Raw genomic sequence first — 24,217 nt, 5'->3', positions numbered from 1 at the left:
GACGAACCCGATGAACCAGGAGAACCAAGTGACCGGAGCCACCATCTGGCTCACGGGTCTGCCGAGTGCCGGCAAGACCACCATCGCGTACGAACTCGCCACGCGCCTGCGTGCGGAGGGCCACCGCGTCGAGGTGCTCGACGGCGACGAGATCCGTACGCTCCTCACGGCGGGCCTCGGCTTCAGCCGCGAGGACCGGCACACGAACGTTCAGCGCATCGGGTTCCTCGCCGACCTCCTCTCCCGCAACGGCGTCAAGACGCTGGTGCCGGTGATCGCGCCGTACGCCGACAGCCGTGAGGCGGTCCGCAAGCGGCACGCGGCGAGCGGGGCCCCCTACCTCGAAGTGCATGTCGCGACGCCGGTCGAGGTGTGCAGCGAGCGGGACGTAAAGGGTCTGTACGCCAAGCAGGCGGCGGGCGAACTCTCCGGGCTCACCGGGGTCGACGACCCCTACGAGGCACCCGAGTCGCCCGACCTGCGCATCGAGTCGCACACCCAGACCGTGCAGGAGTCCGCGGCCGCGCTCCACGCGCTGCTGACCGAGAGGGGTCTCGCATGACGACCGTCGCCACCGTCTCCGAGGAGACGGGGAACAGCCCCTACGCGCTGTCGCACCTGGACGCGCTGGAGTCGGAGGCCGTGCACATCCTCCGCGAGGTCGCGGGCGAGTTCGAACGGCCGGTGATCCTCTTCTCCGGCGGCAAGGACTCCATCGTCATGCTGCACCTCGCGCTGAAGGCGTTCGCGCCGGCCGCGGTCCCCTTCGCGCTGCTGCACGTCGACACCGGGCACAACTTCCCGGAGGTCCTCGAATACCGCGACCGCACCGTGGAACGGCACGGCCTGCGCCTGCACGTCGCCTCGGTGCAGGACTACATCGACCGCGGTGTGCTGCGCGAGCGCCCCGACGGCATCCGCAACCCCCTCCAGACCCTGCCGCTGACGGAGCGGATCCAGGCCGAGCGCTTCGACGCCGTCTTCGGCGGCGGACGCCGCGACGAGGAGAAGGCCCGCGCGAAGGAGCGGGTGTTCTCGCTGCGGGACGAGTTCTCGCAGTGGGACCCGCGCCGCCAGCGCCCCGAGCTGTGGCAGCTCTACAACGGCCGCCACGCGCCCGGCGAGCACGTCCGCGTCTTCCCGCTCTCCAACTGGACCGAGCTGGACGTCTGGCAGTACATCGCCCGCGAGGGCATCGAGCTGCCCGGCATCTACTTCGCGCACGAGCGCGAGGTCTTCCGGCGGGCCGGCATGTGGCTCACCGCCGGCGAATGGGGCGGCCCGCGCGCGGGCGAGACGGTGGAGAAGCGCCAGGTCCGCTACCGCACGGTCGGCGACATGTCCTGCACCGGCGCCGTCGACTCCGACGCCACCGACCTGGACGCCGTCATCACCGAGATCGCCGCCTCCCGGCTGACCGAGCGCGGCGCGACCCGCGCGGACGACAAGGTGTCCGAGGCCGCGATGGAAGACCGCAAGCGCGAGGGGTACTTCTAGACATGACCAGCACCACCGAACCCACCGAGCCCCTGTCGGTCGAGCAGTTGTCGGCGACCACCCTGCTGCGTTTCGCCACCGCCGGCTCCGTCGACGACGGCAAGTCCACACTCGTGGGCCGCCTGCTGCACGACTCCAAGTCGATCCTCACGGACCAGCTGGAGGCGGTCGAGCGGGCCTCGGCGAGCCGCGGCCAGGACACCCCCGACCTCGCCCTGCTCACCGACGGCCTGCGCGCCGAGCGCGAACAGGGCATCACGATCGACGTCGCCTACCGCTACTTCGCCACCGCGCGCCGCCGGTTCATCCTCGCCGACACCCCCGGCCATGTGCAGTACACCCGCAACATGGTCACCGGCGCCTCCACCGCCGACCTCGCCGTCGTCCTCGTCGACGCCCGCAACGGCGTCATCGAGCAGACCCGCCGGCACGCCGCGGTAGCGGCCCTCCTGCGCGTCCCGCACGTCGTCCTCGCGGTCAACAAGATGGACCTCGTCGAGTATGAGGAGTCCGTCTTCGCCGCGATCGCCGAGGAGTTCACGGCGTACGCCTCCGAGTTGGGCGTCCCGGAGATCACCGCGATCCCGATCTCGGCGCTCGCCGGCGACAACGTGGTGGACCCCTCGGCCAACATGGACTGGTACGGCGGCCCGACGGTCCTCGAACACCTGGAGACGGTCCCGGTCAGCCACGACCTGGCGCACTGCCACGCGCGGCTGCCCGTGCAGTACGTGATCCGTCCGCAGACCGCCGAACACCCGGACTACCGGGGGTACGCGGGCCAGATCGCGGCCGGGGCCTTCCGGGTCGGCGAGGCCGTCACCGTCCTGCCCTCCGGCCGCTCCTCGCGGATCTCCGCGATCGACCTGCTGGGCGAGCCCGTCGACACGGCCTGGACGACGCAGTCGGTCACCGTCCTGCTGGAGGACGACATCGACATCTCGCGCGGCGACCTCATCGTGCCCAGCAAGGACGCCCCGCCGACCACCCAGGACATCGAGGCGACGGTGTGCCACGTCGCGGACGCCGCGCTGACGGTCGGCCACCGCGTCCTGCTCAAGCACGGCACGCGCACGGTCAAGGCGATCGTCAAGGACATCCCGTCGCGGCTCACGCTCGACGACCTGTCCCTGCACCCGCACCCCGGGCAGCTCGTCGCCAACGACATCGGCCGCGTCAAGATCCGTACGTCCGAGCCGCTGCCGGTCGACTCCTACGCGGACTCGCGGCGCACCGGTTCGTTCATCCTGATCGACCCGGCCGACGGCACGACGCTGACCGCGGGCATGGTCGGCGAGTCCTTCGCCGCCCCCGAACCGGTCAAGGACGAGTCCGACGACGACGGGTGGGACTTCTGATCATGAATGCCACCGACTTCTACTCCACGTTCGCGAAGGAGGGCGGCCGCGTCGGCAGCGGCGCCCTCGGCAGCGGGCAGGGCGGAGTCGCGCGATGTGCGCGATGACGTACGCGCACTGCCTGCGCGCCCGGTCCCCCCGCCCGACGTCGCGGATACGACGAAGACCTGCCGACCTCCCGGCCACGACCTGAAGAACCGTGACCGCCGGGCCAACGAGAGGAACCCCTCCCGTGCCTGCCAACCGCTCCAGCTCCCGCTCCACGCTTCTCCGCCGCGGCATCGCCGTGGCCGCGGCCCTTCCGCTGCTGACGCTCGCCGCCTGCGGTTACGGCTCCGAGTCGACCGACGACAGCTCCAAGGAGAACGTCGCCGCCGACGCGAAGAAGATCGACGGTCTCGACACCGTCAAGATCGGCTACTTCGGCAACCTGACCCACGCGACCGCGCTGGTCGGCCGCCAGGAGGGCCTCTTCCAGAAGGAACTGGGCGGCACGAAGGCCGAGTACGCGACCTTCAACGCCGGCCCCTCCGAGATCGAGGCGCTGAACTCCGGTTCCATCGACATCGGCTGGATCGGCCCGTCGCCGTCGATCAACGGCTACACCAAGTCCGACGGCAAGAGCCTGCGGATCATCGGCGGTTCGGCCTCCGGTGGTGTGAAGCTCGTGGTGAACCCGGACAGGGTCAAGTCCCTCAAGGACGTCAAGGGCAAGAAGATCGCGACCCCGCAGCTCGGCAACACCCAGGACGTGGCGTTCCTCAACTGGGCCGCCGAGCAGGGCTGGAAGGTCGACGCGGAGAGCGGCAAGGGCGACGTCTCCGTGGTCCGCACGGACAACAAGATCACGCCGGACGCCTACAAGGCCGGTTCCATCGACGGCGCCTGGGTGCCCGAGCCGACCGCGTCCAAGCTGGTCGCCGAGGGCGGCAAGGTGCTGCTCGACGAGTCCGACCTGTGGCCGGACAAGAAGTTCGTGATCACGAACATCATCGTGTCGCAGAAGTTCCTCAAGGAGCACCCGAAGGTCGTCGAGGCGGTCCTGAAGGGCGCGGTGAAGACCAACAAGTGGATCAACGCCAACCCGGACGAGGCGAAGGCGGCGGCGAACGCCCGGCTCAAGGAGGACTCCGGCAAGGAGCTTCCCGCCGAGGTGCTCGACCCCGCCTGGAAGTCCATCCAGATCACCAACGACCCGCTGGCCGCCACGCTCAACACGGAGGCGGAGCACGCGGTCAAGGCCGGTCTGCTGGAGGAGCCCAACCTGGACGGCATCTACGACCTCACGCTCCTGAACAAGGTCCTCGCGGCCGAGGGTGAGAGCGCGGTCGACGACGCCGGACTCGGCGTCAAGTAGGTCCGGACAACCACGAGTTCCCAGGAGGTGACGACCATGGCAACCGCCCTCGCCAAGGCTGCCGACACCGGTACGTCGGCGGACCACGCCGCGCGTATCGAGCACGTCTCGAAGTCCTTCTCCGGACCCGCCGGACAGCAGCTCGTCCTGGACGACATCACACTCGATGTCGCTCCGGGAGAGTTCGTCACCCTCCTGGGGGCCTCGGGCTGCGGAAAGTCGACACTGCTCAACCTGGTGGCGGGGCTCGACGCCCCGTCCACCGGGAGCATCACGACGAACGGCCGTCCGGCCCTGATGTTCCAGGAGCACGCCCTCTTCCCGTGGCTGACCGCGGGCAAGAACATCGAACTCGCCCTGAAGCTCAGGGGAGTTCCGAAGGCCGACCGGCGCGGCAGGGCGGAGGAGCTGCTGCGGCTCGTCCGGCTCGAAGGCGCGTACGGCAAGCGGGTGCACGAGCTGTCGGGCGGCATGCGTCAGCGTGTCGCCCTGGCCCGCGCGCTCGCCCAGGACAGCGAGCTCCTGCTGATGGACGAGCCGTTCGCGGCGCTCGACGCCATCACGCGGGACGTGCTGCACGACGAACTGACCCGCATCTGGCGGGAGACGAACGTCTCGGTGCTGTTCGTGACGCACAACGTGCGCGAGGCGGTGCGGCTCGCGGAGCGGGTCGTGCTGCTGTCGTCACGGCCCGGACGCGTGGCCCGGGAGTGGAGGGTGGACATCCCCCAGCCGCGCCGCATCGAGGACACCGCGGTGGCGGAGCTGTCCGTCGAGATCACCGAAGAACTGCGTGGGGAGATCCGCCGCCATGGCCAGCACTGAGACGAAGGCCGACGCCGCCGTCAAGGAGACCGGCGATCTGGCGGGTCTGGAGGCGGGGCTCGACGCGCTGGACTCGGTCCAGACGGCCCGTACGCCCTTCCGGCAGACCCTGACGCAGAAGATCCTGCCGCCGCTGGTGTCGATCGCGCTGGTCCTCGTGGTGTGGCAGGCGCTGGTCTCCTTCAAGATCGTGACCGATCCGAGCAAGCTGCCGCCGCCCGACCAGGTGTGGGGCGCCCTGTCGGAGGCGTGGCTCGAGGGCAGGCTCCTCGAATACGTCTGGACCAGCGTCTCGCGGGGCCTGTTCGGCTTCCTGCTGGCGCTGGCCATCGGCACGCCGCTCGGTCTGCTGGTGGCGCGGGTGAGGTTCGTCCGCGCCGCGATCGGACCGCTGCTGTCCGGACTCCAGTCGCTGCCGTCGGTGGCCTGGGTGCCGCCGGCCGTGATCTGGCTGGGCCTCGAACCCAGGATGATGTACGCGGTGATCCTGCTCGGTGCCGTCCCGTCGATCGCCAACGGGCTGGTCTCGGGTGTCGACCAGGTGCCGCCGCTGTTCCTGCGGGCCGGCCGCACCCTGGGTGCGACGGGCCTGCGGGGAACCTGGCACATCGTCATGCCTGCGGCCCTGCCGGGCTACCTGGCGGGCCTGAAGCAGGGCTGGGCGTTCTCCTGGCGCTCGCTGATGGCCGCGGAGATCATCGCCACGCATCCCGATCTCGGCGTCGGACTGGGCCAGTTGCTGGAGAACGGCCGCACCAACAGCGACATGGCCACCGTGTTCCTCGCCATCCTCCTCATCCTGATCGTCGGTATCGCGATCGACCTGCTGATCTTCAGTCCTCTGGAGCGGTGGGTCCTGCGCAGCCGCGGTCTCCTCGTGAAGAGCTGAGCTGAACTGCCATGCCAGGACCGGTCCTCCTCGTCATCGCCCACGGCAGCCGCGACCCGCGGCACGCCGCGACCGTGCACGCCCTGGTGCGACGGGTGCGCGCCATGCGCCCGGGAGTGCGCGTGGAGACCGGTTTCCTGGACTTCAACATCCCCTCAGTTCCCGGGGTGTTGAAGTCACTGGCCGCGGAGGGCGTACGGGACGTGGTGGCCCTGCCGCTGCTGCTGACACGCGCCTTCCACGCCAAGGCGGACATCCCGGCCGTACTGCGTGAGGCGCCCCAGGTGCTGCGCGTCCGGCAGGCCGAGGTGCTCGGCCCGTCCCCGCTCCTTACGGACGCGCTCGAACGGCGCCTGTACGAAGCCGGGTTGGCGCCCGGCGACAAGGCCTCGACCGGGGTCGTGCTGGCCTCGGCGGGGTCCACGGACCCGGAGGCGATCGCGGTGATCGCGGCAGTCGCGCGGGAGTGGCGGCGCACCGGTTGGTGTGCCGTGCGGCCCGCGTTCGCCTCCGCGTCGCTGCCCCGCACGGAGGATGCCGTGCGGGAGCTGCGGGAGTCCGGCTGCGAGCGGGTGGCGGTCGCCCCCTATGTGCTCGCGCCGGGTTTCCTGCCGGACCGCATCGCGCGCGGGGCGGCCGGGGCGGACGTCCTCGCGGACGTGCTGGGACCGGCGCCGGAGGTGGCGAGGCTGCTGCTCGCCCGCTACGACGAGGCGAGGACGCCGGCCCTGGCGGCACTGGGCGCCAGCGCCTGAACGCGCCTGCCCCGACCGCCCGTCGCGGCCGGGCGGCCACGCTCCCGGGCCCCTACGCCCGAACACGTCTGCCCCGGCCGCCCGTCACGGGCCTCGCGGACGCCCTCGCGGACGCCGGCGCGAGCGCCTGAAGACCCCGCCCCCGGCCGCCCGTCACGGCCGCTGCCGGACCCGCCGCCCGTCGGTGGGTGTCCCGCCCGCCGGGGGGTGTCCTCAGTCCGTGGCCCGGGGCCGGTGTGCCGGGCCGAACGGGTCGCGTCCGCTCAGTGCGAGCGCGCGCTGGAACACGGTCGCGTCCTGCGGCACGGCGACGGGCGCGGCGAAGCCGTCGTAGCGCCGGTACAGCTCCCCGTGCGTGTCGACCACGTCGAACACGATCCGCGCCGTCGCGTCCGAGACGTGGAACTCCTGTCCGGTGGCGGCCGCCACGTCCCACCCGTGCACGGCCGTCTCCTTGACGATCATCGACGCGAGTTCGGGCGCCGGCATCGCACCCCCGACGAAGTCCACCTCGCCCTCCCACACCGAGGGGTCCGACCAGGCGGCCACGGCCCGGTCCAGCTGCTCGGCGTACGCGTCCGGCCAGCCGGGGGCGGCCGCGAAGTCGCGGGCGGCCAGTTCGTCCGGGATCGGCCTGCGCAGGGCCCGGTGCTCCAGGCCGTGGGAGGTGTAGAGGACCCAGTGGTTGACCAGCGCGCGGACGTCCCAGTCCGCGCAGGGGGTCGGTCCGTCGAGCCGTGCGGACGCGGCCCCGCGTGCCACCCGCGCGGCCTCTGCGGCGCACTCGGTCATGGCCGGGTGCAGGCCGGTGATCGTGAGGGGCGCTCTCTCGTTGTCCATGCGTCCACGCTAGGGACGCCACCGGTCGTCCTCTTGAACAAACGCGACAGCGCCCTCGGCGGGCCGGGCGTCAGGCCCCCTCGGTCACCGTGGGGGTGAACGGCGTCCCCTGGTGGAAGTACAGCAGCCAGCCCCCGCCCGTTCTGCGCCACAGTGAACTCCGGTGCGCGTGGCGGCCGTTGTCCTCCGTGTCGAAGGTCAGGTGCACGAGGTCCGGCGCGAGCAGGACGCCCCTCATGCGCGAGGTGGTCCTCGGGAAACCGCCGGGCTCGGCGGCGAGGGAGTCGATGATCGAGGCCCGGTCCCAGTGCGTCCCGGAGGCGCCGAACTCGTGGAAGTCGGGGTGCAGCAACGCCGCCACGCGGTCGGGCGAGCGTCTGATCTCCGGGTCGAGGAGGCTCAGTTCGCCCTCGATCGCCTCGTCCACCGCACGGTCGCGGTCAGTCACGGGTCAGCTCCACGAGTTTGGTGACGGTGTTCCAGTTGCGCGTGGTGGCGACGACGCCCTTCGTCACCCGGGGTTTCGCCAGGGCCTCCGCCAGCTTGGAGCGGCCGAGCCCGTCGGGGGCGTACAGGTACAGGACTCGGTCGCCGAGGCGGAACTCCTCCGGCAGGAAAGCCGGTTGGTCGACCGAGACGAACCGCTCGGCGTCGACGGGGGCCGAGAAGTACGTCGCGTGCAGCTGCCTGGCCTCCAGCTCGGCGGCCGGGAAGGGGCAGTCGTCGAGGACGCTCCCGAGGTAGGCGTGGTCGCGCACCAGTACGTCCACCGCGAAGCCGAAGTGCCGCTCGACCGCCCCCGCCAGCTCGGCGGCGAGCGCGTCCTCGTCGCCTCGGGCGGTGAAGACGGCGTTCCCGCTCTGGAGGTGGGTGCGCACGTTCCCGTACCCCAGGCCCTCCATGATCGTGCGCAGTTCGGCCATCGGCACCTTCCTGCTGCCGCCCACGTTGATGCCGCGCAGCAGTGCCGCGTATGTCGTCGTACCCACAGTCATCCGCACACCATAGAGCGGCCGTCGCGCCCCGTGGGGGTGGGCGCGACGGCCGCCGTCCGCGACTGCCCGGACAGCGGAGGTGACCGGGCGGCCGGCTCAAGAGCCTCGCCGATCCGGGCGCCCGGATCAACACCCGCACAGAGCTGTGACTTGTTCAACAAGTCTTCGTAATGACAAAGCGGTTCCGGGCGCGCAGACCGGACACCCCGAACGCGACCCCCTACGCCCGGCTTTACATGTAGGGGACCGGAATCGTCCTCAGTGCGGAGGCCGCGGGGTCCGAGGGGAGTACTCCGGCGCCCGGCACGTCACCGGGAGGCACGAGGAGACGCGCCCGTACGGCGCATACCTTCGAAGCGGAAGGCGCCGGCAGGGGGTCGGGGCCGCGAACAAGGGGGCAAGCCCGTCATGGGTAACGGAGACACGCGGGTACGGGGCCTGGCCGCCCGGGCCGGCGGCTGGAGTGCCCGGCACCGCTGGGCGGCCGTCGGGATCTGGGTGCTGTTCGTCGTCCTGGCGATGGGCCTCGGCTCGGCCGCGGGCACCGTCGAGGTCAAGGAGAGCCAGCAGCTCAGCGGCGAGACCAGCCGGGCCGCGGCCATCAGCGAGGCGGCCGGCATCGAGGAGCCCGCCGGGGAGACCGTGCTCGTCCAGGCGAAGGGCGCCGGACTCAAGGCGACGGACGCCGACTTCCGGGCCGCGGTGGACGCGGTGGTCAAGGCCGTCGAGGGCACCGGCGAGGTGACCGGCGTGACCTCGCCCTACGACACGGACACGATCTCCGAGGACGGCCGCAGCGCCCTCGTGCAGTTCGACATGCGCGGCGCGGCGGACACCGCGGGCGAGCGGGTCGAGCCCGTCCTCGAGGCCGTCGAGGAGGTGCAGAAGGACCACGCGTCGGTGCGGATCGAGGAGATCGGCGGCGCCAGCATGATGAAGACGTTCGACGACGCGTTCGGCGACGACTTCCAGCAGGCCGAGTACTCGGCCGTGCCCGTGGCCCTCGGCATCCTGCTCGTCGCCTTCGGCGCCCTCGTGGCGGCGCTGGTGCCGGTCCTGCTGGCGATCACCGCGATCGTGGCGACGATGGGCCTGATGGCGATCGTCAGCCATGTGCAGCCGATGGACGAGACCGCCAGTTCCGTGATGCTCCTGGTCGGCCTGGCCGTCGGTGTCGACTACTGCCTGTTCTACCTGCGGCGCGAGCGCGAGGAGCGCGCGGCGGGCCGGGACAGCGAGACGGCGCTGCGGATCGCCGCGGCGACCAGCGGCCGCGCCATCATCGTCTCCGGCGTCACGGTGTGCGTGGCGATGGCGGGCATGCTCTTCACCGGACTCGCCACGTTCGAGGCGATGGGCCTGGCCTCCCTGATGGTCGTGGCGGTCGCCATGGTCGGCTCGGTGACCGTGCTCCCCGCGGTGCTCTCGCTGCTCGGCTCGCGCGTCGAGAAGGGGCGCATCCCCTTCCTGCACCCGGACAAGCGCCGCGGGCGCAACGGCGGTGCGGGCAAGGGCGGGGCGGGCAACGGCGAGAGCCGGCTGTGGACCGCCGTGCTGCGCGTCGTGCTGGCGAAGCCCGCGGTGGCGCTGGTCGTCTCCGCCGGCGTGCTGCTGGCCGTCGCGGCTCCCGCGCTCGGCATGAAGACCCAGAACCTCACGCTGGACCAGGAGTTCGGCGACTCGCTGCCGATCGTGGCGACGTACGACCGGGTCAACGAGGCCTTCCCCGGCGGTTCGGACCCGGCCGAGGTGGTCGTCAGCGCCAAGGACATCAACGCCCCCGAGGTGAAGGCGGCGCTCGCCGACTTCCGGGAGCAGGCGGTCAGTTCCGGGGCCTCGCGCGGACCGGTCGACGTCAAGGTGCACGACGCGCAGAACATCGCCTTCGTCTACGTGCCGCTGGTCGGCGGCTCCGACCTGGACAGGGCCGAGAAGAGCCTCGGCATCATCCGGGACGAGGTGCGTCCGGCGACGCTCGGCACGGTCGAAGGGGTCGAGGCCCCGGTGACCGGGCAGGTCGCGGGCTCGGCCGACTTCAACGACCAGCTCGTCGGCTCGGTGGCGCCCGTCTTCGCCTTCGTGGTGGTTTTCGCCTTCGTACTGATGCTGCTGTCGTTCCGTTCGCTGACGATCGCGATCACCTCGATCGTCCTCAACCTCCTGTCGGTGGGCGCCGCCTACGGCATCCTGGTCGCCGTCTTCCAGCACGGCTGGGGCGCCTCCCTGGTGGGCGCGGAGGGCGTGGGCGCCATCATCACCTGGCTGCCGCTGTTCCTCTTCGTGATCCTCTTCGGACTCTCGATGGACTACCACGTCTTCGTGGTCTCGCGGATCCGGGAGGCCCGGCTGAGGGGTCTGACCACGCGGGACGCCATCCAGCACGGGGTGGTCACGACGGCCGGTGTCGTCACCAGCGCCGCCGTCATCATGGTCGCCGTCTTCGCGATCTTCGGCACCCTGTCGATGCAGTCCATGAAGCAGATGGGTGTGGGCCTGGCGGCGGCGGTCCTCATCGACGCGACGATCATCCGCGGTGTGCTGCTGCCCGCGGTCATGGCCCTGCTCGGCGAGCGCAACTGGTACTTCCCGCGGTGGCTGAACCGGCTGCCGGACCTGACCCACGACGAGTCGCCCGAGCCCGCCTCGGCGCCTCAGCCGCCCCCCGCGGTCGAGGGGGAGAAGGTCGGCGTCTGACCCTCTCCGCACGGGCGGGCACGACGGACGCGGGTGTGACCGGGGCGGCGGCCCCGGTCACACCCGCGGGTGCGTCCGCGCTCAGGCAGCGGTCGCGACCTCGTCCCGCTCGAAGGAGTCGATCGTGCGGGTGAAGTCGCGGGTCGACAGCAACAGCTTGTAGATGATGGCGAGTTCGAAGACCAGGATGAGCGACGCGGAGACCAGGGTCGCCTCGATCACCGAGTCGAGGAGCGGGCCGACGATGAAGACGCCCATCTGGAATTCGATGCCGCTCACCAGGTGGGTCCGGATGCGGTGGCGCAGCAGGAAGGAACGCGCGCGCAGATAGGACGGGAAACGGTGGCGGAACTCCTGGTGGAGGTCGATCACCCTGGCTTCGGGCTTCCCCGGAAGTCCCGTCGGCCCCTCGGGGCCGTCACCGGTGCCGGAATCGGCCGGACCGGAGTCCCGGGCCGTCGAATTCACGGCGGAATGGACCGTGGAATGCGCGGAACCGGCCGCCGGACCGGAATCGGCGACGGTCGCCGATTCGGCTCCGGCAACGGAGTCGGAAACGGTGCCGGGCTCAGCGGCGGCTCCCGAACGGAACACCGATACGGAACCGGGAACCGTCCCTGAAACTGAAGTGGTTTCCGTGCCGGGGCCCGGCAGCACTCCCTCCGTCTGCGGGGAAGCGGAATCCGCCGCGGCGCGGAGGTCCTGTTCGATGTCCGCCTCGGGATTGCTGCGGAGCAGATCCTCCATGAAGGCGAGTTCGGCCGTGTTCTCCGAACGCCTGGCCTCCCGCACACGCGCCTTGATCTGCTTGCGCATGGAGTGGCGGATCTTGAAGATCTCCAGCGAGTTGATGTAACGGAGCGTGTCGAGTCCGACGACGGCGAGGGCCAGCCAGATGTACAGCGTCTCGCCGGTCCGGTGGTACTGACCGGCCATCAGCGCGATCGCGCACACGGCCACCCTGATGCGGTCGAACACGAAGTCCAGCCAGGCCCCGAAGACGGATCCCTGACCCGTGAGCCGGGCCACCTTGCCGTCCATGCAGTCGAGGATGAAGCTCAGGTGGTACACGACCGCGCCGGCGACCAGCCACCGCCAGTCACCGAGCGCGAAGCACGCGGCGGAGACCAGGCCGAGGAGGAACGCGCCCCAGGTGATCTGGTTGGGGGTCACCCTCGTGAACATCGCGGTGAACCGGACCAGTGGTGTGGCGACCGGGTCGACCAGGAGCACCGTCCACCAAGCGTCCCGCTTCTTCTCGGTGATGCGGCGCACCTCGGCGAGGGGCGGTATGTCTCGGCGCATAGGGCAACTTCCCAAAGTTCGAAGTGGGTTCACTTCACGCTAGGAAGGTGTTCGGCAAAGGTACAAGAAGGTGCGCGTGCAACCTTCCGCGGAGGTCAGGGGTCGTACCCGTTGACCCTGTCCGTGCGTCCACCGGGCGCAGGGCACGTTATGCGAGCGTTACCCAATGACCTTCCCGTTATCGAAAGTGCGCCAGGGCTTCACTGTTCGCGTACAACCGTGACGCGTGGGAATTCGGGGTTCGCCGACAGTCACCCGATCCGCCCCTCTCGGGCCCGGCGGCGCCCTTCGGGAATTTCCGCCTCGATCAGGTCCGCGGCACGCCGCGTACCGCCTTCGTCCGCCATCGCCGACCCGACCTCCCGGAGCCGGCGGGCCACTTCGGGGTCCCCCGACACCGCGAGCACCGCCTCGCGCAGCGAGTCGGCGGTGACGTCCTCCATCGGCAGGTGGCGGGCCACCCCGAGCGCCCGGAGCATCTCGGCGTTGCCGAACTGGTCGACGGCCTGGGGCACGCAGACCATGGGCGTGGCCGTCGCGAGCCCTTCCTGGCTGCCGCCCGCGCCCGCGTGCGTGACGAACGCGTCGGCCTGCCGCAGGATCGCCGCCTGGGGCACCCAGTCGCGCACCTCCACGTTGTCGGGGACCTCGCCCAGCTCCGCCGGGTCGACGTGCCTGCCGATCTGGAGGACCACGTGCCAGCCCGGCAGGTCGCCGAACGCGCGCACGCACGCGCGGTAGAACTCGGGCTGCTTGGTGAAGGCCGAGCCGAGGGACACCAGCAGGACCCGCTCGGCCCCCGGGGGTCGCCGCCAGTCCCCCTGGGCGGTCCGGTCGCCCTGGCAGGCGCCGACGAAGGTGTGGACCGATTCGTCGACCCGGTCGGCGTTCGGCTGGAGGGCCCTGGGGATCAGGACGAGCGAGCGGCCGGGCCGGCCGACGAACGGGTCGGGGTGCAGGCCGATCCCGTTGGCCTCCAGCCAGGCGTGGAACCGCGCGTAGTAGGCCCGGCCCCGCTCGGTCTCGCGCGGCTCCGCCCACAGGGGTTCGGCGACCTCCTCCTCGTAGCCCTCCCAGGCGACGAGATTGGGGGAGAGCGAGACGGCCGGGACGCCCCAGCGGTGCGCGAGGACCCGGGCGGGGTAGGAGGTGATGTCGTGCAGGACGAGGTCCGGTTCGTCGCCCTCGTAGGCCGCGGCGAGCTGCGGGAGCGCCTGGATCGCGTCGTCCAGGAAGGGTTCGACGTTGTCCAGGAGCGTGCTCCCCCACGCCGCGGGGTCGTCGTCCGGGGAAGGCAGCGTCGAGGTCCACAGCCTGGGCTCGGCACCCGTCTCCGCGACCTTGGCGGCGAGGGCGGGCGGGATCGCGTACGTGACGCGGTGCCCGCGGGCCACCAGTTCGCGGACGATCTCGATGCTCGGGTTCACGTGCCCGTGGGCGGCGATGGAGAACATGGCGATGTGGGCGGGGTGCGAGGTGGTCATGCCCCGACCTTAGACGAGACGATACGTATCGTCCAATGATTTGGCCGCGGCCCGCGGCAGGCTTGCGGCGCCGACCGGGCGCCTCCCGGCCGCCTGCCCTGCGGGCGCCTCCCACCAGGCCGAATGCGAGACTGGTCGGCGCACGGCGCGCTCCCGCGTCCGGTGCCGGCGGTGCCCGGCACCCGGCACGGAGCCGCGTGGACGGAGCGCCGCGGGAGGCGAGTGGTGGACGAGGCACAGGCACGGGGCGTACTGGCCGAGGCGGGGCTCGACAGGGACGCGGAGCTGCTGGCCCTCGGCGAGAACGCCGTGTTCGCCGCCGGCGACCTGGTGGTCAAGGTCGGACGCGACGCCGAACTCCTCGACCGGGCGCGGCGTGAACTGGAGATCGCCCACTGGCTCGCCGGAGCGGGCGTCCCGGCCGTGCGGGCCGCCGAGCCCGGGGCGCGCTCGGTGGCGGGCCACCCCGTGACGCTGTGGCACCGGCTGCCCGCCGCCGTCCGCCCCGCCGAACCCCGCGACCTGGCCGAACTGCTGCGCGTGGTGCACGCGCTGCCCGCGCCCGGCTTCGCGCTGCCGCGCCGCGAACTGCTGGGCGGGGTCGAGCGCTGGCTGCGGCTCGCGGGCGACGCGATCGACCCGGCGGACGCCGCGTATCTGCGGGACCGGCGCGACGGCTTCGCCGCTGCCGCCGCCTCGCTCGTCCCGCGGCTGTCCCCCGGCCCGATCCACGGCGACGCGCTCCCCCGCAACGTCCACGTCGGTCCGGACGGGCCCGTCCTGGTCGACCTGGAGACGTTCTCCGCCGACCTGCGCGAACACGACCTGGTCGTCATGGCCCTGTCCCGCGACCGGTACGGGCTCCCCGCCGAGGCGTACGACGCGTTCACCCGGACGTACGGCTGGGACGTGCGCGAGTGGGAGGGCTGCGGTGTGCTGCGCGGGGCGCGGGAGACGGCCAGTTGCGCCTGGGTCGCCCAGCACGCGCCGAGCAACCCCCGGGCGCTCGCCGAGTTCGAACGCCGGGTGGCCTCGCTGCGCGACGCCGACGAGACGGTCCGCTGGTACCCGTTCTAGACCGGTCCGGCGGGGCTGCCGGGCGGCGGTGAACCCGGGCGACCGCGCGGCACGGCCCGGCGCCGCACCGGGTCGCGGGCCGTTCCGGCCCCGGTCGGGTGCCGTCCCGCGCAGTGCCGTCGGCCGCTCCGGACCCGGGCGCAGGCACTCCGCACACGGTCGGGGCCGCTGCGGGCGGGGCCCGGTGGGCGGGCTTCGAGCCGGCCGTACGGGGCTCAGCCGCGCGCGCGAATCGCCGCCGCGGCCGTGTGCAGTTCCGCGAGCACCGTGCGCACGGCGCGGCGGGCCGTGCGCTCGGGGCGGTGCAGGGCGTCGATGTGCCGCCGCGCCCGTACGCCGCTGAGGGGCTTGAGGACCAGAGCCGGATGCGGGCGCGTGGTCCAGCGGGGCATCAGCGCCAGCCCTCCGCCGGCGGCGACGGCCTCGGCGACCACGGAGAACTCGTTGATGCGGTGGGCCGGCCGGAGCCGGCATCCGGCGGCGGTGGCGATGGCCTCGATCGTCGCCATCAGGGGGAAGCCGTCGTGCACGGTGATCCACGGCTGGTCGGCGACGTCCCGCGGCGAGAGCCGGAGCCTGGCCGCCAGCGGATGGTCCGCGGGCATCGCGACGTCCAGCGGTTCCTTCAGCAGCGTGGTGGCGGTGACGGTGCGCGGCCAGGGCGGCGCGTGTTCGAGACGGTGGGCCAGGACGAGGTCGTACTCCCGGGTCAGCGGGGGGAAGTCGTCCTGGGCCACGTCCTCGTCGGCGAGGGCGAGCCGCGGGGCGCCCGGTCCGGCGAGACCCCGCAGGAGCGGCGGGAAGAACGCCGAACCCGCGCTGTGGAAGGCGGCGACGGACACCTCGCCGTCCGGCCGGTCCATGAACTCCGCGACCGTGTGCCGGGCCCGCTCCAGCGCCGTCTCCACCTCGATCGCCGCACCGGCCAGGGCCTGTCCGGCGTCCGTGAGCACCAGTCGCCGACCCTGGCGCTCGGTGAGCGGCACGGGAATCGCCCGCTGCAGCAGCCGCAACTGCTGCGAGATGGCCGAGGGCGTCACCAGGAGCGCCTCGGCGACGGCCGTGACACTGCCCAGTTCGCCCAGCTCACGCAGGATTCTGAGCTGCCGTTCGTCCATGGACCACCCCTCGGCTCTGTGTAGCGATGCTAAAGGATCATTTAAGAAGTTGGGTCTGGGCTACAGACAGGGCGGGCGGGCAGGGTGAGCGGGTGCCTGACGCCCGCCGTACCGACGCGGTACTCCTCCTTGTCGCCCTCGTCTGGGGCTCCAGCTACCTCGCCGCCCAGACGGCCACCGCCGTGCTGCCCGTGCTGGTGGTGCTGTTCGTCCGCTACGCGCTGTCCGCCGTCGCCTGTCTCGGCCTGGTCGCCGCCGGGAGGCTTTCCGACGTCCGACGGTCCGGCGGCCGGCCGGCCGTCGAAGGACCGTCCGTCGGAAAGCCTGCCGCCGGAAAGCCTGCCGCCGGCAGGCCGTCCGCCTGGTGGACGCGGGACGAAGTCAGGACCGGCGTGCCGCTCGGGCTCACGCAGGCGGCCGTGCTGATCGTGGAGACCTACGGCGTCGCCCACACGAGCGCCGCCAACGCGGGGCTGATCATCAGTCTGACCATCGTCCTCACCCCCCTGCTGGACCGGACGGGTCACCCCGGCGGACTGCCCCCGTCGTTCTACGCCGCGGCCGGGGTGTGCCTGCTCGCCGTCGGCCTCCTGATGTCGGGCAACGGCTTCCACGCGCCCCGTCTCGGCGACCTGCTGATGCTGGCCGCCGCGGTGGTCCGCGCGGGGCACGTCGCGCTCGTCGGCCGGCTCACCGCGGGCCGGGCGGTCCGCCCGCTCCACCTGACCACGGTGCAGACACTCGTCGGCGCGGCGCTGTTCCTGCTGCCCGCGTCCGGAGGGCTGCCCGCGCTGGCCCGCGTCGATGCGGCGGGCTGGGCCCAGCTCCTCCATCTCGCCCTGTTCTGCAGTGTGTTCGCGTTCCTCGCCCAGACCTGGGCCGTCCAGCGCACCTCGGCCAGCCGGGCGGGACTGCTGCTGGGCACCGAGCCGATCTGGGCCGTCGCGGTCGGCGTCGGTCTCGCGGGCGACCGCCTCACCGTGCTCACCGGACTCGGCGCGGCCCTGATGGTCGCGGGAACCTACATGGGCCAGGCCGTCGAACGCGCCCACCGGACCGCGGCGGTGCGGCCCGCGTCCGGGCATGCCCCGCGCCCTCGCCCGCCGGAGCCCTCGGACACGGCGGTGACCGTACCGGGTCCGGGTCCGGGTCCGGGCGCGGCCCCCGACCGCGCGGAACGTGCCGCGCCCTGACCTCTCAGACGCGCTGGTCCGCGAGGTCCCGCACCGGCCATGTCCCGTCCACCACCGCCGTCGCGTCGCCCTTGCGGCGCAGGAAGTTCTGGAAGTCGGCGGCCCATTCCGCGTACCACTCGATCTGGCGGCGGTGCAGCTCGGCCGGGCCCAGTGCCGCCACCTTGGGGTGGCGGACGGCTATCGCGTGGGCGAGGCGGGCCGCGGCCAGCGCGTCCGCCGAGGCGTCGTGGGCGGATTCGAGCGGCACCCCGTACTCCGCGCAGACCGCCTCCAGGTTCCGCTTGCCGCGGCGGTAGCGGTCCACCGAGCGGTCGATCGTGTACGGGTCGATGACGGGGCCGGGGTCGGTCCCGCCGAGCCGCTCCCGCAGGGACGGCAGCCCGTGCCGCAGCAGTTCGGCCGACAGCAGGGTCAGGTCGAAGGCCGCGTTGTACGCGACGACCGGTACGCCCGCCTGCCAGTACGACACCAGGACCGAGGCGATCGCGTCGGCCACCTCGTCGGCGGGGCGGCCCTCGGCCGCCGCGCGCTCGTTGCTGATCCCGTGGACCGCCACGGCGTCCGCCGGTATCTCGACACCCGGATCGGCCAGCCATTCCCGGCGCCCGGCCGGTTCCGGTCCCCTGACCTCGATCACGGCCGCCGTGACGATGCGCGCCTCGCGCGGATCGGTGCCTGTCGTCTCCAGGTCGAAGCCGATCAGCAGCTCACCGTGCCAACCCATGCCGGCCCCCTTCTTCGTGGTGCGTTCCCCCAGTGACCTCCACGATCGCACGGGCCACTGACAACGCGGGGACCGCGTTCCGCCCGGCGGCCCGGACCCGGTCCGGCGGACCGCGGAAGCCCCGACCCGCTCAGGACACCGGGCGCGAATCGGCCCAGGCCACCTCGAACTCCTCGCGGTACGTACCGAACAGGCCTTCTTCGCCCATTTCGTCCGGCTTGAGCACCCTGCCGCCGCCGCGCAGGACGAGCACCGGTGCCTCCATCCCGCGGGTCCTGCGCAGATAGGACTGCACGACCGCCACGCCGTCGGAGCCGTCCCCGTCGACGAGGTAGGCGGTGAAGCGCGGCGTCTCGTCGAAGACCTGGATCTCGAAGGCGCCCGGATCGCGCAGCCTGGACCTGACCCGGCGCATGTGCAGGATGTTCATCTCCACCGACCGGCTCAACTCACCACGCTTTATGCCGAGTTCCCGCTCCCGTCGCTTGACCGCGCTGGACGCCGGGTTGAGGAACAGCAGCCGGGCCCGGCAGCCGGACTCGGCGAGCCGCACGAGGCGCCGGCCGGAGAAGTTCTGGACGAGGAGGTTCAGGCCGATGCCGATGGCGTCGAGCCTGCGGGCGCCGCCGAAGAGGTCCTCGGCGGGGAACTGGCGCAGCAGCCGCACCCGGTCCGAGTGCACGCCCACGACGTCCGCGTACCGGTCGCCGACCAGGTTCTCGACGGCGTCGACCGGCAGCCGCCGCGAGGACGGCACGTCGCTGCCCGCGCCGAGGATCTCCAGCAGCTTCGCGGAGGCGCGCTCGGCCTGGGCGAGCACGGCCTCCGACAGGGCGCGGTTACGCGAGACGACGTTGCGGGTGACTTCCAGTTCGTCCAGGGCGAGTTCGACGTCCCGGCGCTCGTCGAAGTAGGGCTCGAAGCACGGCCAGTGCTGCACCATCAGCTCGCGCAGCTGGGGCAGGGTGAGGAAGCTGAGCACGTTGTCGTCGGCGGGGTCGAGCAGATAGCCCTTGCGGCGGCTGACCTCACGGACCGCCACCGCCCGCTGCACCCACTCCTGGCCCGCCGGGCCCGCGGCGGCGACCACCCAGTCGTCCTCGCCGTGGACCGGTTCGTAGATCGGGCGCAGAACGGCGGCCACGACGGCGCGCAGCCGCTGCTCGACCAGGTTCAGCCAGATGTAGGCCCGGCCGGCCCGCTGGGCGCGCGTACGCACCTCACGCCAGGCGTCGGCGCCCCAGTCCAGCTCCGCGCCGATCTCCATCGGCCGTGCCAGGGACACCGCTCCGGGTGGGGCATCCGTGGAGCTCCCCTCGTGACCGCCGTCACCAGGGGGCAGCTCCAGCCCTCCGGAACCCACCCGCACACCGCCTTCCGCTCCCCCGAGCACTACCCCAGCCAACGATCAAGGAAGGGTACTCCGGGAGCGGTCGGCGGTGCAGCCGGATGGACAGGGTCGTTTCTCAACTACCGGTTTCCACTTGACCGTTCTGGTCGGCCAGCTCCGGCGGAGTGAGCGGATTCATAGCGGTCACGTCACGTGGGGCGAGTGAGAAACCCTGCCAGTGAACGGGCATCGGCTGCTGGTCCTCGTCCCGGGCGACATGGTGGAACCCGATGTTGACCCAGGCCACGGGGTGGGTGAGGGCCTGCCCGTTCGCCCACTTGTCCACCGACTTGCCCGCGCCCGCACCGCAGTTGCGGAGATTGTTGCTGGCGAACTGCTCGCACTTCTTGTACTGCGTGAAGTAGATGTCGTGCTTGGTGTAGCTGCGGCCCGGGTACGTGGAGGAGGCGCCCGGAACGATCTCGTAGGAACGGGCGTGCTCGTCCTTGTTCTTCCCGACGGTGCTGACGACCCGCCACCAGCGCATGTTCCGTGCGTCACCGGCGAGTTCCTTGGTGACCTTGGTGCGGGTGGTCTTGTTGCGCGGGGCCTGGCCGCCCTGGGCGGGCGGGCTCACCACGGAGTCGTACTGCTCGACCTTGTTCTTGGAGGAGCCGTCGAGACCGAAGTTGAGCCGCCAGAAGACGTTGTGGCTGTGGCTGGTGGCGTAGGACTTGGCGCCCTTGCCGATCGGCCAGCCCCGGCCGTCGCCCGCGTCGTAGTCGCCCGGCGACAGACTGCCGGTCGCGCCGACGTTCGCGTGGACGGTGCCGTCGTCCTGGAAGCGCCACTCGGTGATGTACTCGTACCAGCCGACCTGGTTGACGGTGTAGACGAGCAGGTCCTTGCCCTGCTCCTGCCAGACCTTGCCCGCCGAGGCGCCCTGCATCCGGTAGGCGTGGCCGCGCGAACGGGTCGTGGCGCACAGGCCCTTGACGTCGGGCTGCTCCGGGTCCCAGGCGTCCGGGACCTTGACGGTCCGGATGGTGCCGCCGGGGCACTCGCCGGGCGCGAGGTTCATCAGGCCCTGACCGAACCCGGCTCCGGTGAGGTCGTCGTACTCGACCGACCCGTCGTCGTAGGGGACGTGGATCTGGGCGAGCTTGGCGCTCGTCAGGACGCGTATCGGGCCGGCCTCGCCCGGGGGCTGGTACGAGACGTTCTCCAGGACGAGCCCGGCCTCCCGCTCGTAGTGCCAGCACATGGTCCAGGTGGTGCCGGTGGAGAGCTTCTGCTCGATCCGGTACGCCTCGCTGCACTCCGCGGCCGCCGCGGGGGCGGCCTTGGGCTGGGCGGCGGCCGGTCCGGCGGACGCGGCCGCGACGGCGGTCAGGGCGGCGACGGCGAGGCCTGCCGCCGTCCGGCCGCGGACACGGCTGGTTCTGTTCACGCGCATGAAGAAATGACTCCCTTGCACAAGCAGGAAAGTGGGAAGGGCGTACGGGGGCCGCGGACTCCGGTCCGGCGGCCCGGCGGCGGGTCAGCGGACCTCGGCCACCTTGCGGGCGCTCAGGTCGACGACCAGGTCACGGCTGTCGATCCAGGGTCCGTTCCTGACCTTGGCGAACAGCCGCACGCAGCGGTGCTCCCCGCAGTCGGCGAGGGCGGCGGCCGTCCCCGCGTTCGCCCGGAAGACCATGCTGTTCAGCAGGAGCTGGTCCGGACCGGTCAGTTCCTTGCCGGTGGCGTCCTTGTAGTCCGCCCGCAGGCCCGAGCCGCGCGGGTCCGCGATCAGCAGCCGGGCCGCCTCCTCGGTCTCGGCACGGCTGAGCGGCGGCTGCACGCCCCGCTGGGTGTCGGTGCCCTCGACCTTGCCCGTGTCGAGGTTGACGGTCCTCGTGACGAGCGAGTCGTCCTTGTAGTCGTAGAACGACACCTCGGCGCGGCGCGGCGCGGCGGGGTCGTCCAGTTCGGTCAGCTCGGGCTCGGCGAGCTCGACGGCGATCCGCTGCGGACCCCGGTCCCCCTCGACGTCCTGGCCGGAGCGGAGCATCCGCCGGTCCAGGGCCAGCTCCTCGACGCGCTCGGTCTCGTCCGCGGTGAGCGGGTCCCGCCCCTCGCCCCGGTCGCCCTCGGCGGGAGCCGCCGCGACGACGCCCGGACGCACGGCGCCCTGCTCCTGGCCGGTCCCCCGGTCGGCCCGCTCGGCGGCGGACCGGCCGCCCGCCTCGTCGGCACCGGCGGCGCCCGGCAGGGTGATCGCGACCATCACGGCCGTCCCGGCCACCGCGACGGCCGCCCCCGCGACCACCTTGCCCAAATGGCGGTGCACTCTCTTGCGCACATTTCCCCCTGTTCCTCCCATGGCCGTAGGAGTCACGTGAATCCCGCATGTTCGGCATACGTCGTATGCACTGGTCGACGGGTAAGAGGGAGGTAAGTCGTAGGAGGTTCCATCACTTTCGGGGAGACTCGGGCCCGAGTCTCCCCCCGCGGCGTCGCACAACTGGAAGAGTTGCATCCATGCAGGTCTGGCCTGGACAGGCGTACCCACTCGGTGCCACGTACGACGGCGCCGGCACGAACTTCGCGGTCTTCTCGGAGGCCGCCGACCGGATTGAGCTGTGTCTGCTCCACGACGACGGCTCCGAGACCGCGATAGAGCTGCGCGAGACCGACGCGTTCGTGCGGCACGCGTACCTGCCCGGCATCATGCCGGGCCAGCGGTACGGCTTTCGCGTGCACGGCCCGTACGCGCCCGAGCGGGGACAGCGCTGCAACTCCGCGAAGCTGCTTCTCGACCCGTACGCGCGCGCCATAAGCGGTGGCGTCGAGTGGGGCGAGGAGGTGTACGGATACCACTTCGGCTCACCCGAACGGCGCAACGACCTGGACTCGGCTCCCCACACGATGAGTTCGGTGGTCGTGAACCCCTACTTCGACTGGGGCGACGACCGGCGGCCGCGCACGGAGTACCACCACACGCTGCTCTACGAGGCCCATGTGAAGGGCCTGACGATGCGGCACCCCGGTCTGCCGGACGAGCTGCGCGGCACCTACGCGGCACTGGCCCACCCCGCCATCCTCGAACACCTGACCGAACTCGGCGTCACGGCGCTCGAACTGATGCCCGTTCACCAGTTCGTCAACGACCACCGCCTGGCCGACATGGGGCTCAGCAACTACTGGGGCTACAACACCATCGGCTTCTTCGCGCCCCACAACGCGTACGCCTCCTGGGGCGACCGGGGACAGCAGGTCCTGGAGTTCAAGTCGGCCGTGCGCGCGCTGCACGAGGCCGGCATCGAGGTCATCCTCGACGTGGTCTACAACCACACCGCCGAGGGCAACCACCTCGGGCCGACGCTCTCCTTCCGGGGCCTCGACAACTCCTCGTACTACCGGCTGACGGACGATCCGCGCTACTACATGGACACCACGGGGACGGGCAACTCGCTGCTCATGCGCTCCCCGCACGTGCTCCAGCTGATCATGGACTCGCTGCGGTACTGGGTCACCGAGATGCACGTCGACGGGTTCCGCTTCGACCTCGCGGCGACCCTGGCCCGCCAGTTCCACGAGGTCGACCGGCTGTCGTCGTTCTTCGACCTGGTCCAGCAGGACCCGGTGGTCTCCCAGGTCAAGCTGATCGCCGAGCCCTGGGACGTCGGCGAGGGCGGCTACCAGGTGGGCAACTTCCCGCCGCTGTGGACCGAGTGGAACGGGAAGTACCGCGACACCGTACGGGACATGTGGCGGGGCGAGCCGCGCACGCTCGCCGAGTTCGCCTCCCGGCTGACCGGGTCCTCCGACCTCTACCAGGACGACGGCCGGCGCCCTCTCGCCTCGATCAACTTCGTCACCTGCCACGACGGCTTCACCCTGCACGACCTGGTGTCGTACAACGAGAAGCGCAACGACGCCAACGGCGAGGACAACCGCGACGGCGAGAGCCACAACCGGTCCTGGAACTGCGGGGCGGAGGGCGAGACGGACGACCCCGGGGTCCTCTCGCTGCGCGCCCGGCAGATGCGGAACTTCACCGCCACCCTGCTGCTGTCCCAGGGCGTCCCCATGCTCAGCCACGGCGACGAGTTCGGGCGCACCCAGGGCGGCAACAACAACGCGTACTGCCAGGACGGCGAGCTGTCCTGGGTGCCGTGGCCCGAGGACGGCGGCGAGCTGCTGGACTTCACGCGCGCGATGGCCGCGCTGCGGCGCGACCATCCCGTCTTCCGGCGGCGCCGCTTCTTCCACGGGCGGCCGGTCGAGGGCACCCACGACGAGCTGTCGGACATCGCCTGGTTCACACCGGCGGGCGAGGAGATGACCCAGCGCGACTGGGACTCCACGCAGGCGCGCGCCCTGTCCGTGTTCCTCAACGGCAACGCGATCTCCGAGCCGGGACCGCGCGGCGAGCGCATCAGCGACGACTCGTTCCTGATGCTGTTCAACGCCTCGCCGAAGACGCTGGAGTTCGTGGTGCCGGTCAACCACGGACGGCAGTGGCAGGTGGTCGTCGACACGGCCCGCTCCGAGGGCGTGGCGCCCGGGACGGGCGCGAGGGTGAAGGCGGGCGACCGGCTGTCCCTCGTCGACCGGAGCATGGTGGTGCTCCAGCGCCCGGCCTAGGCGGTGCGCACGCGCGCGGGTCCGCCGGCCCCGCGCGCGTCCCGCTCCCCGCCCGCCGGGACCCGCGCGCCCCGCGGCCGGGGCACGCCACCCGTGCGCGTGTCGGTGACACGAAAGGCGGCGGGGCGGGTACGTAGGTTC

The 24,217-nt window shown here is 71.8% G+C and carries 21 protein-coding genes; 11 read left to right on the top strand and 10 right to left on the bottom strand.

The window, feature by feature from the left end; genetic code table 11:
* Nucleotides 1-10: 10 nt before the first annotated feature.
* From cysC to IE265_RS09140, 7 genes are all read left to right on the top strand, one after another.
* Entirely contained in the window at nucleotides 11-562 is a 552-nt protein-coding gene (gene cysC, locus IE265_RS09175) for an adenylyl-sulfate kinase (protein ID WP_190035127.1), read from the top strand.
* Nucleotides 559-1,497, top strand: coding sequence for a sulfate adenylyltransferase subunit CysD (cysD, locus tag IE265_RS09170; protein ID WP_190034914.1), 939 nt, complete (start codon nucleotides 559-561; stop codon nucleotides 1,495-1,497). Before cysC ends, cysD begins: the two co-directional genes overlap by 4 nt.
* A gap of 2 nt (nucleotides 1,498-1,499) precedes the next feature.
* Nucleotides 1,500-2,855, top strand: coding sequence for a sulfate adenylyltransferase subunit 1 (locus tag IE265_RS09165; RefSeq protein WP_190034913.1), 1,356 nt, complete (start codon nucleotides 1,500-1,502; stop codon nucleotides 2,853-2,855).
* A gap of 232 nt (nucleotides 2,856-3,087) precedes the next feature.
* Nucleotides 3,088-4,212: an aliphatic sulfonate ABC transporter substrate-binding protein gene (locus IE265_RS09155; RefSeq protein ID WP_190034911.1), complete on the top strand. Its 1,125-nt coding sequence runs from the start codon at nucleotides 3,088-3,090 to the stop codon at nucleotides 4,210-4,212.
* Nucleotides 4,213-4,248: 36 nt separating this feature from the next.
* Nucleotides 4,249-5,037: an ABC transporter ATP-binding protein gene (locus IE265_RS09150; RefSeq protein ID WP_190034910.1), complete on the top strand. Its 789-nt coding sequence runs from the start codon at nucleotides 4,249-4,251 to the stop codon at nucleotides 5,035-5,037.
* The gene (locus IE265_RS09145) at nucleotides 5,024-5,926 is read left to right on the top strand and encodes an ABC transporter permease (RefSeq protein WP_190034909.1); all 903 of its coding nucleotides are present in this window, start codon (nucleotides 5,024-5,026) and stop codon (nucleotides 5,924-5,926) included. Before IE265_RS09150 ends, IE265_RS09145 begins: the two co-directional genes overlap by 14 nt.
* A gap of 11 nt (nucleotides 5,927-5,937) precedes the next feature.
* Complete coding sequence (locus IE265_RS09140) at nucleotides 5,938-6,681, top strand: sirohydrochlorin chelatase (protein WP_190034908.1); 744 nt, start codon at nucleotides 5,938-5,940, stop codon at nucleotides 6,679-6,681.
* A gap of 213 nt (nucleotides 6,682-6,894) precedes the next feature.
* On the opposite strand, the gene IE265_RS09135 is transcribed toward IE265_RS09140, so the two are convergent.
* From IE265_RS09135 to IE265_RS09125, 3 genes are all read right to left on the bottom strand, one after another.
* Entirely contained in the window at nucleotides 6,895-7,521 is a 627-nt protein-coding gene (locus tag IE265_RS09135) for a TIGR03086 family metal-binding protein (protein WP_190034907.1), read from the bottom strand.
* Between the two features lie 70 nt (nucleotides 7,522-7,591).
* A complete protein-coding gene (locus IE265_RS09130; protein WP_190034906.1) occupies nucleotides 7,592-7,969 on the bottom strand; it encodes a nuclear transport factor 2 family protein in 378 nt (125 codons plus the stop codon).
* Nucleotides 7,962-8,516 carry a DUF1697 domain-containing protein gene (locus tag IE265_RS09125; RefSeq protein WP_190034905.1) on the bottom strand — a complete coding sequence of 185 codons (555 nt, stop codon included), beginning with the start codon at nucleotides 8,514-8,516 and terminating at the stop codon, nucleotides 7,962-7,964. Before IE265_RS09125 ends, IE265_RS09130 begins: the two co-directional genes overlap by 8 nt.
* Nucleotides 8,517-8,924: 408 nt before the next feature.
* Between IE265_RS09125 and IE265_RS09120 the strand changes: the two genes are divergently transcribed.
* Nucleotides 8,925-11,210 carry an MMPL family transporter gene (locus tag IE265_RS09120; protein ID WP_190034904.1) on the top strand — a complete coding sequence of 762 codons (2,286 nt, stop codon included), beginning with the start codon at nucleotides 8,925-8,927 and terminating at the stop codon, nucleotides 11,208-11,210.
* 81 nt (nucleotides 11,211-11,291) lie between these two features.
* On the opposite strand, the gene IE265_RS09115 is transcribed toward IE265_RS09120, so the two are convergent.
* Nucleotides 11,292-12,515, bottom strand: a complete 1,224-nt coding sequence (locus IE265_RS09115) for a CDP-alcohol phosphatidyltransferase family protein (protein WP_190034903.1) — start codon at nucleotides 12,513-12,515, stop codon at nucleotides 11,292-11,294.
* Between the two features lie 251 nt (nucleotides 12,516-12,766).
* The gene (mgt, locus tag IE265_RS09110; RefSeq protein ID WP_190034902.1) at nucleotides 12,767-13,999 is read right to left on the bottom strand and encodes a macrolide-inactivating glycosyltransferase; all 1,233 of its coding nucleotides are present in this window, start codon (nucleotides 13,997-13,999) and stop codon (nucleotides 12,767-12,769) included.
* A gap of 225 nt (nucleotides 14,000-14,224) precedes the next feature.
* On the opposite strand from mgt, the gene IE265_RS09105 reads away from it, so the two are divergent.
* Entirely contained in the window at nucleotides 14,225-15,076 is an 852-nt protein-coding gene (locus IE265_RS09105; RefSeq protein WP_190034901.1) for a phosphotransferase enzyme family protein, read from the top strand.
* A gap of 215 nt (nucleotides 15,077-15,291) precedes the next feature.
* Here the strand turns inward: IE265_RS09105 and IE265_RS09100 are convergent, their stop codons facing one another.
* Nucleotides 15,292-16,194, bottom strand: a complete 903-nt coding sequence (locus IE265_RS09100) for a LysR family transcriptional regulator (protein ID WP_190034900.1) — start codon at nucleotides 16,192-16,194, stop codon at nucleotides 15,292-15,294.
* Between the two features lie 92 nt (nucleotides 16,195-16,286).
* Here IE265_RS09100 and IE265_RS09095 point away from each other — a divergent pair, with 92 nt between their 5' ends.
* Nucleotides 16,287-17,387 (top strand): DMT family transporter, encoded by a 1,101-nt coding sequence (locus IE265_RS09095; protein ID WP_190034899.1) that lies wholly within the window; start codon nucleotides 16,287-16,289, stop codon nucleotides 17,385-17,387.
* A gap of 4 nt (nucleotides 17,388-17,391) precedes the next feature.
* Here the strand turns inward: IE265_RS09095 and IE265_RS09090 are convergent, their stop codons facing one another.
* The 4 genes from IE265_RS09090 to IE265_RS09075 all read right to left on the bottom strand — a co-directional run bounded on the left by IE265_RS09090 (nucleotide 17,392) and on the right by IE265_RS09075 (nucleotide 21,788).
* Nucleotides 17,392-18,114 (bottom strand): 3'-5' exonuclease, encoded by a 723-nt coding sequence (locus IE265_RS09090; RefSeq protein WP_190034898.1) that lies wholly within the window; start codon nucleotides 18,112-18,114, stop codon nucleotides 17,392-17,394.
* Nucleotides 18,115-18,244: 130 nt separating this feature from the next.
* Nucleotides 18,245-19,477, bottom strand: a complete 1,233-nt coding sequence (locus tag IE265_RS09085; protein WP_190034897.1) for a DUF5919 domain-containing protein — start codon at nucleotides 19,475-19,477, stop codon at nucleotides 18,245-18,247.
* Nucleotides 19,478-19,580: 103 nt separating this feature from the next.
* A complete protein-coding gene (locus tag IE265_RS09080) occupies nucleotides 19,581-20,900 on the bottom strand; it encodes a copper amine oxidase (protein WP_190034896.1) in 1,320 nt (439 codons plus the stop codon).
* Between the two features lie 84 nt (nucleotides 20,901-20,984).
* A complete protein-coding gene (locus tag IE265_RS09075) occupies nucleotides 20,985-21,788 on the bottom strand; it encodes a Tat pathway signal sequence domain protein (protein ID WP_190034895.1) in 804 nt (267 codons plus the stop codon).
* 179 nt (nucleotides 21,789-21,967) lie between these two features.
* Here IE265_RS09075 and glgX point away from each other — a divergent pair, with 179 nt between their 5' ends.
* Nucleotides 21,968-24,076 (top strand): glycogen debranching protein GlgX, encoded by a 2,109-nt coding sequence (glgX, locus tag IE265_RS09070; protein ID WP_190034894.1) that lies wholly within the window; start codon nucleotides 21,968-21,970, stop codon nucleotides 24,074-24,076.
* Nucleotides 24,077-24,217 lie beyond the last annotated feature (141 nt).

Origin of the sequence: Streptomyces fructofermentans (assembly GCF_014651055.1) — a bacterium.
Classification (GTDB): Bacteria; Actinomycetota; Actinomycetes; order Streptomycetales; family Streptomycetaceae; genus Streptomyces; species Streptomyces fructofermentans.
Note: the sequence above shows the minus strand (reverse complement) of the source record. Positions and strands in the feature narration are given on the sequence as shown.